Source organism: Streptomyces sp. NPDC006510 (genome assembly GCF_040611955.1).
Taxonomy (GTDB): Bacteria; Actinomycetota; Actinomycetes; order Streptomycetales; family Streptomycetaceae; genus Streptomyces.
Window position 1 is genome coordinate 21,282 of record NZ_JBEXPH010000107.1, and the last position, 7,944, is coordinate 29,225.

Consider the following 7,944-nt stretch of genomic DNA (forward strand, 5'->3'; position numbering starts at 1 on the left):
GCATCAGACTAGGTGCCGCCTCTGACAGTCGAGCACTTTCACATCAATGGTGAGACAGCAATACTGTTGCACCGGGGTGAGTCAGGCGCACTGCGGCCCGCTCCCTGGGCCGGACACGAGGAGCAGAGATGGCGACCGGGACCGAGGAACCGACGCTGACCGTCGACGAGCTGGCAGCGCGCGCCGGTGTCACGGTACGCACCGTGCGTTTCTACAGCACCCGGGGTCTGCTGCCGCCCCCGGTGATCGGGCCGCGGCGCGTCGGGCACTACGGGCACGAGCACCTGTCCCGGCTCGCGCTCATCGAGGAGCTCCAGCACCAGGGCATGACGCTGGCCGCGATCGAACGCTATCTGGAACAGCTGCCGCCGGACCTGAGCGCGCACGACCTGGCGATCCACCGTGCGCTGGTGGCGTCCTGGGCACCGGACTCGGCGGAGGACGCGACGCGGGCGGAGCTGGAGCGGCGGGCCGGCCGGGCGCTGACCGAGCAGGACATCGCGCGGCTGGCCGCGATGGGTGTGCTGGAGCGCGCGGAGCCGGTCGACGGCAGCTACCGGGTGGACCCGGGGCTGCTGCGGCTCGGGGTCGAGCTGCTCGGCGTGCCGATCGCGCACGAGACGATCCTGGCTGCCCGCACGGTGCTGCTGGAGCACTCCCGGTCCGCCGCACAGGAGTTGACCCGGCTGTTCCGGGACGAGGTGTGGGGTCCGTACCGGGAGCGGGAGTCGGACCCCGAGCACGTGGCGGCGATGAAATCGCTGTCGGCCCATATGCAGCCGATGGTGATCCAGGCGCTGGTGACCGCGTTCCAGCGGTCGTTGAAGGAGGAGCTGCGGGCCGCGTTCACGGCGGAGTGAACGCGGCCCGCGGGGTGCGCGTCAGTCGTGGAAGGTCTCGCCCTTCTCGGCCTTCTCCACGAGCAGCGCGGGCGGCAGGAAGCGGTCGCCGTACCGCTCCGCGAGCTCCCGGGCGCGGGCGACGAAGCCGGGCAGGCCACCCTCGTACCCGTTGATGTACTGGAGCACGCCGCCGGTCCACGGCGGGAAGCCGATACCCATGATGGAGCCGATGTTGGCGTCGGCGACGGAGACCAGGACGTTCTCCTCCAGGCAGCGGACACTGTCCAGAGCCTCGGAGAACAGCATCCGCTCCTTCATGTCGTTGAAGGGGATGTCGGTGTCCGGCTCGGTGCTGCGCCCACCCGGGGGACGGCCCCCGGAACCCCCGAAATGCTCACGCAGTCCGGGCCAGAGGCGGGTGCGCTTGCCGGCCTCGTCGTACTCGTAGAAGCCCGCGCCACCGCTGCGTCCCGGCCGGCCGAACTCGTCGACCATCCGGTCGATGACCGCGTCCGCCGGGTGTCCGGCCCAGGTGCCGCCGGCCTCCTCGACGGCCCGCTTCGTCTCGTTGCGGATCTTGCGGGGCAGGGTGAGCGTCAGCTCGTCCATCAGGGACAGGACCTTGGCCGGGTACCCGGACTGTGCCGCGGCCTGCTCGACGGACGCGGGCTCGACGCCCTCGCCGACCATGGCGACGCCCTCGTTGATGAACCGGCCGATGACGCGCGAGGTGAAGAAGCCGCGGGAGTCGTTGACGACGATCGGGGTCTTCTTGATCCGGCGGACCAGGTCGAAGGCGCGGGCCAGGGCCTCGTCGCCGGTCTGCTCGCCCTTGATGATCTCGACGAGCGGCATCTTGTCCACGGGCGAGAAGAAGTGCAGGCCGATGAAGTCGGCCGGGCGCGAGACGCCTTCGGCGAGGACGGTGATGGGCAGGGTCGAGGTGTTGGAGCAGAGCAGCGCGTCCGGCTCGATGATGTCCTGGATCTCCTGGAACACCTTGTGCTTGAGCGCGGTGTCCTCGAAGACGGCCTCGATGACGGCGTCGCAGCCCGCCAGGTCGGCCGGGTCGCCGGTCGGGGTGATCCGGGCCAGCAGCTCGTCGCGCTGGGCCTCGGTGGTGCGGCCCCGGGAGAGCGCCTTGTCCAGGAGCTTCTCGCTGTACGCCTTGCCCTTGGCCGCGGCCTCGGTGGAGACGTCCTTGAGCACGACCTCGATGCCGGCCCGGGCACAGGAGTACGCGATGCCAGCGCCCATCATCCCGGCGCCGAGCACGGCGACCTTGTTGACCTGGCGCTCCTCGATGCCCTTGGGGCGGCTGGCACCGGAGTTGACGGCCTGGAGGTCGAAGAAGAACGCCTGGATCATGTTCTTCGCGACCTGGCCGGTGACCAGCTCGGTGAAGTAGCGGGCCTCGATGGTCAGCGCGGTCTCGAAGCCGACCTGGGAGCCCTCGACGGCGGCGGCCAGGATGTTGCGGGGCGCGGGCATCGGGGCGCCCCCGAGCTGCTTCTTCAGGTTGGCCGGGAAGGCCGGCAGGTTGGCGGCGAACTTCGGGTTGGACGGGGTGCCGCCGGGGATCCGGTAGCCCTTGACGTCCCAGGGCTGCTGGGACTCGGGGTTGGCGTCGATGAAGGCGCGGGCCTTGTCGAGCATCTCCTCGCGGGTGGCGGCGACCTCGTGGACCAGGCCGTTCTCCAGGGCGCGCCGCGGGGTGTACTGGGTGCCCTGGAGAAGGACCTTCAGCAGCGCGTCGGCGATGCCCATGAGGCGTACGGTGCGGGTGACGCCGCCACCGGCGGGCAGCAGGCCGAGGGTGACCTCGGGCAGGCCGATCCGGGAGCCGGGTGCGTCCAGGGCGACGCGGTGGTGGGAGGCGAGCGCGATCTCGTAACCACCGCCGAGCGCCGCGCCGTTGATGGCGGCGACGACGGGCTTGCCGAGGGTCTCGATGCGGCGCAGCGAGTTCTTGATGGCGGTGCCGGTGTCGAAGGCCTGCTGGGCGTTCTCGGGACCGACCTTGATCATGTCCTTGAGGTCGCCGCCCGCGAAGAAGGTCTTCTTGGCGGAGGTGTAGATGATGCCGCGGATGGAGTCCTTCTCGGCCTCGGCGCGGTCGGCGATGGCCGCGATGGAGTCCTTGAAGGCCTGGTTCATCGTGTTCGCGGACTGGTCGGGGTCGTCCAGTACGAGGGTGACGACGCCGGTCTCGTCCATTTCCCAGCGGATGGTCGTGCTCTCGGTCATTGCTGTTCTTCTCCGTAAGAGAGGGGCCGGCAGGGGGACGGTCAGAGACGCTCGACGACGGTGGCGACGCCCATGCCGCCGCCGACACAGAGGGTGGCGAGGCCGTACCGCTGGTCGCGGCGCTCCAGTTCGTCGATGAGGGTGCCGAGGATCATCGCGCCGGTGGCGCCGAGCGGGTGGCCGAGCGCGATGGCGCCGCCGTTGACGTTGATCTTGTCGAGCGAGAGCCCCATGTCCCGGGCGAACCGGAGCACGACTCCGGCGAACGCCTCGTTGATCTCGACGAGGTCGATGTCGTCGATGGTCAGCCCGGCCTTGGCGAGGGCCTTGCGGGTGGCGGGTGCGGGGCCGGTCAGCATGATGGTCGGCTCGGAGCCGGAGACGGCGGCGGAGATGATCCGGGCGCGCGGCGTGAGTCCGTAGCGCTCTCCCACCTCCTTGTTGCCGATCGCGACGAGTGCGGCGCCGTCGACGATGCCGGAGGAGTTGCCCGCGTGGTGGACGTGGTCGATCTTCTCGACCCAGTGGTACTTCTGCAGCGCCACCGCGTCGAAGCCGCCCATCTCGCCGATCGCGGCGAAGGACGGCTTGAGCGCGGCGAGCGAGTCGGCGGTGGTGCCGGGCCGCATGTGCTCGTCGTGGTCGAGCACGACGAGGCCGTTGCGGTCCTTGACGGGGACGACGGAGCGCGCGAAGCGGCCGTCCTTCCACGCCTCGGCGGCGCGTTCCTGGGAGAGTGCGGCGAACTCGTCGACGTCGCGGCGGGAGAAGCCCTCGATGGTGGCGATGAGGTCGGCGCCGATGCCCTGCGGGGCGAAGCCCGTGTCGAAGCTGGTCATCGGGTCCATCGCCCAGGCGCCGCCGTCGGACCCCATCGGGACCCGGGACATCGACTCGACGCCGCCCGCGAGGACGAGGTCCTCCCAGCCCGAACGGACCTTGGCGGCCGCCAGGTTGACGGCTTCCAGACCCGAGGCACAGAAGCGGTTCTCCTGGACGCCGGCGACGGTGTCCGGGAGGCCGGCCGCGATGGCGGCGATCCGGGCGATGTCGGAGCCCTGGTCGCCGAGCGGGCTGACCACGCCGAGGACGATGTCGTCGATGGCCGCCGGGTCGAGGCCGGGGAAGCGGCTGCGGATTTCGTGGATGAGGCCGACGACGAGGTCGATCGGCTTGGTGCCGTGCAGGGCGCCATTGGCCTTGCCGCGGCCGCGCGGGGTGCGGATCGCGTCGTAGACAAACGCTTCGGTACTCAAGACAGCAGCCTTTCGGGGGTGGTTGTGCGACGGGGTCAGGCGAGCAGCGAGCGGCCGATGATCTCCTTCATGATCTCGGTCGTGCCGCCGTAGATGGTCTGGATGCGGCCGTCGGTGAATGCCTTGGCGACCGGATACTCCGTCATGTAGCCGTAGCCTCCGTGCAGTTGGAGGCAGCGGTCGGCGACGCGCTTTTGCAGTTCGGTGGCCCACCACTTGGCCATCGAGGCGTGCACGGCGTCGAGGGTGCCGGCGGAGTGGTCGACGATGCAGCGGTCGATGAAGGTGCGGGTGACGGTGCACTCGGTGGCCATCTCGGCGATCTCGAACCTGATGTGCTGGAGTTTGGAGAGCGGCCGTCCGAAGGCCTCGCGCTCCTTGACGTACTGCGTGGTGATCTCCAGCAGGTGTTCCGCGGCGGCGATCCCGGCTACGGCTATGCCCATCCGTTCCTGCGCGAGATTGGTCATCAGGTGGATGAAGGCGCCGTCCCGCTCACCGAGCAGGTTCTCCTTGGGCACCCGGACGTCGTTGAAGAACAGCTCGGCGGTGTCCTGGGACTTCTGGCCGATCTTGTCGAGGTTGCGGCCCCGCTCGAAGCCGTCCGCGCCGCGTTCGACGACGATCAGCGACAGCCCCTTCGCGCCGCCCTCGGGGGTGGTCCTGGCCACCACGACCACCAGGTCGGCGAGGATGCCGTTGGAGATGAAGGTCTTGGAGCCGTTGAGCAGCCAGTGGTCGCCCTTGTCCTCGGCGCTGGTGCGGATGCCCTGGAGGTCGGAGCCCGCGCCGGGTTCGGTCATGGCGATGGCGGTGATGGTCTCGCCGCTGCAGAATCCTGGCAGCCAGCGCCGCTTCTGCTCGTCGGTGCCGAGGCCGGTGAGGTAGGGGCCGATGATGTCGTTGTGCAGCCCGAGCGCGAGGCCGGGCGCGCCGGCCCGGGTGAACTCCTCGGCGATGACGGCGCTGTAGCGGAAGTCGGTATTGCCGCCGCCCCCGTACTCCTCGGGCACGGCGAGGCCCAGCAGTCCCTGCCGGCCGGCCGCGAGCCAGGCCTCGCGCGAGACGATGCCGTCCTTCTCCCACTGCTCGTAGTGCGGGAGGACCTCCTTGGTGAGGAAGGTGCGCACGGTCTCGCGGAACGCGTCGTGCTCTTCGGTGAAGATCTGCCGCTGCACTACGGGGCCTCCTGGAGCCGGTTCTTGACGGTGGGGACGGGCCGGGCCGGGCCGGGCCCGACGGGGATCACACTGGGCATCGTCTCGCTGCTGTGGTTCAGCGGCAGGTCGAGTGCCATCAGTCGGCGCCTTCCTTCCGGGCCCTCTTGAGGCCGGGTACGCCCCAGTCGGCGGCGACGGCCTCGTCGTCCGCACCGGGCTGCGCGGGCCCGCCGCGGACGGAGACGGGGGTCGCGGAGAAGCGCGGTGCGGGCGCGGGCTGGGTGAGCCCGTCGTGCTCCACGAAGGTGGCGCGGGCGGCGATATGCGGGTGGTGAGGCGCCTCACGGAGCGAGAGGACGGGGGCGACACAGGCGTCCGACCCCTCGAACACCTCGGTCCACTCGGCACGCGTACGGGTTCTGAACCGGTCGGCGACGACGGTGCGCAGCTCCTCCCACCGGGCGATGTCACCCCGGTCCGGGGCTCCGTCCCCGATCCCGAGCAGCGTGCCGAACTCGTCGTAGAACCGCTGTTCGAGCGGCCCGACCGCCATGTACTGGCCGTCGGCGGTCTCGTACGCACCGTAGAACGGACAGCCACCGTCCAGGAGGTTGGAGCCGCGCCGGTCCTGCCAGCCGCCCGCCGCCAGCATTCCGTGGATCATCGTGGCGAGATGGGCGGCGCCGTCGACGATCGCCGCGTCCACGACCTGGCCCCGGCCGCCGGGGGTGCGGGCGTGCTGGAGGGCGGCGAGCACGCCGACGACGAGATAGAGCGAGCCGCCCGCGTAGTCGCCGACGAGATTGGCCGGGACGGTGGGCGGCTCGCCGGGCTTGCCGATCACGGAGAGGGTGCCGGTGAGCGCGATGTAGGCGATGTCGTGCCCGGCCCGCTCCGCGAGCGGTCCGTCCTGGCCCCAGCCGGTCATCCGCCCGTACACGAGCCGCGGATTGCGGGCCAGCGCGGCGTCGGGGCCGACGCCGAGGCGTTCGGCGACGCCCGGCCGGTAGCCCTCGATCAGGATGTCGGCGCGCTCGGCCAGATCGAGCACCTTGGCGGCGCCGTCCTCGGCCTTGAGGTCGACGAGCACGGAGCGTTTGTTGCGGTTGGTGAGGTCGTACGCGGGGTCGATACCCAGCCCCGCACCGCCGGGCCGGTCGACCCTGACGACATCGGCACCGAGGTCGGCCAGGAGCATCGCGGCGAACGGACCGGGTCCGATGCCCGCCAGTTCGACCACCCGCACCCCTGCCAGCGGGCCGTGCGAGCTGTGCTCTGTCGTTGCCATCAAGCCCCCAGCGGTATGACACAACTGATGTAACAGCGATGATGCTAAGAACGCACCGCGCTCCGCACAACCCCTTTGGCCGAGCAAGCGCTTAGACCCTTCCCCGGGATCCTCCCCCATGGGAGCCGCCCGGCCGTACACCGCCACGACCCCTCCGCTAACCTCTGCCTGCCACATCGGCGCCGGCCCCGCGGAGGCACTCATGAACAGACAGAACGGGGCACAACGCCCCTATGACGTAATCCTCTTCGGCGCCACCGGCTTCGTGGGGGCCCTCACCGCCGAATATCTCGCCGCCCACGCACCCGCCGACTGCCGCTGGGCCGTGGCCGGACGTGACCGGGCCAAGCTGGAACGCCTGCGCGAACGTCTCGCCGCGATCGACCCGCGCTGCGCGGACCTCCCGCTGCTGCACGCCGACGCCGAGGACGAGCACTCGCTGCGCGAGCTCGCCGAATCCGCCCATGTGGTGGCCACGACGGTGGGCCCCTATGTCTGGTACGGCGAACAGCTGGTCGCGGCCTGCGCCGAGGCGGGGACGGACTACGCGGACCTCACCGGTGAGGCGGAGTTCGTGGACCGGATGTACCTGAAGCACGACGCGCGGGCCCGCGAGACCGGCGCCCGGATCGTACACGCCTGCGGTTTCGACTCCGTACCGCACGACCTCGGGGTGTACTTCACCGTCCAGCAGCTGCCGCAGGGCGTACCCCTGACCGTCGACGGCTTCGTACGCAGCAACGCCGTCTTCTCCGGCGGTACGTTCGCCTCGGCGCTCACCGCGATGGGCCGCGGCCCGAGGATGCTGCGCGCCGCCCGGGAACGCCGGCTGCACGAACCGCGGCTGGTCGCCCGCCGGGCCCGTACCCCGTTCGGCGTCCCGCACTTCAGTACGGAGACCGGCACCTGGGCGCTCCCGCTGCCGACGCTGGACCCGCAGGTCGTCGGACGCTCGGCGCGGGCCCTGGCCCGGTACGGCCCCGACTTCCGCTACCGCCACTTCGCCTCGGTGCGACATCTGCCGATGATGCTCGGCGGCACGGCCGCGGTCGGCGCCCTCCTGGGCGCCGCGCAGGTCCCGGCGGCCCGGGCCTGGCTGATGGACCGGTACGAGCCGGGCAAGGGGCCGGACGCGGAGCAGCGGCGGCGCA

6 protein-coding genes are annotated in these 7,944 nt (G+C 70.8%); 2 read left to right on the forward strand and 4 right to left on the reverse strand.

Annotation, left to right across the window (positions count from 1 at the left end):
- The first annotated feature begins 128 nt into the window (after positions 1-128).
- Positions 129-860 carry a MerR family transcriptional regulator gene (locus ABZY11_RS27595; protein WP_356481727.1) on the forward strand — a complete coding sequence of 244 codons (732 nt, stop codon included), beginning with the start codon at positions 129-131 and terminating at the stop codon, positions 858-860.
- A 21-nt stretch (positions 861-881) separates the two neighbouring features.
- On the opposite strand, the gene ABZY11_RS27600 is transcribed toward ABZY11_RS27595, so the two are convergent.
- From ABZY11_RS27600 to ABZY11_RS27615, 4 genes are all read right to left on the reverse strand, one after another.
- The gene (locus ABZY11_RS27600) at positions 882-3,089 is read right to left on the reverse strand and encodes a 3-hydroxyacyl-CoA dehydrogenase NAD-binding domain-containing protein (protein ID WP_356481728.1); all 2,208 of its coding nucleotides are present in this window, start codon (positions 3,087-3,089) and stop codon (positions 882-884) included.
- A 41-nt stretch (positions 3,090-3,130) separates the two neighbouring features.
- A complete protein-coding gene (locus ABZY11_RS27605; protein WP_356481729.1) occupies positions 3,131-4,345 on the reverse strand; it encodes an acetyl-CoA C-acetyltransferase in 1,215 nt (404 codons plus the stop codon).
- A gap of 35 nt (positions 4,346-4,380) precedes the next feature.
- On the reverse strand, positions 4,381-5,523 hold the full coding sequence (locus tag ABZY11_RS27610) for an acyl-CoA dehydrogenase family protein (RefSeq protein WP_356481730.1): 1,143 nt from the start codon (positions 5,521-5,523) through the stop codon (positions 4,381-4,383).
- A gap of 118 nt (positions 5,524-5,641) precedes the next feature.
- Entirely contained in the window at positions 5,642-6,793 is a 1,152-nt protein-coding gene (locus tag ABZY11_RS27615; RefSeq protein ID WP_356481733.1) for a CaiB/BaiF CoA-transferase family protein, read from the reverse strand.
- Positions 6,794-6,995: 202 nt separating this feature from the next.
- Here ABZY11_RS27615 and ABZY11_RS27620 point away from each other — a divergent pair.
- On the forward strand, positions 6,996-7,944 hold a 949-nt coding region (locus tag ABZY11_RS27620), incomplete at its 3' end, for a saccharopine dehydrogenase NADP-binding domain-containing protein (protein ID WP_356481731.1).

Bases quoted from the DNA above. Each gene is read 5' to 3' on its own strand.
- ABZY11_RS27595 (WP_356481727.1), top strand. From the start codon at position 129: ATGGCGACCGGGACCGAGGAACCGACGCTGACCGTCGACGAGCTGGCA.
- ABZY11_RS27615 (WP_356481733.1), bottom strand. From the start codon at position 6,793: ATGGCAACGACAGAGCACAGCTCGCACGGCCCGCTGGCAGGGGTGCGG.
- ABZY11_RS27600 (WP_356481728.1), bottom strand. From the start codon at position 3,089: ATGACCGAGAGCACGACCATCCGCTGGGAAATGGACGAGACCGGCGTC.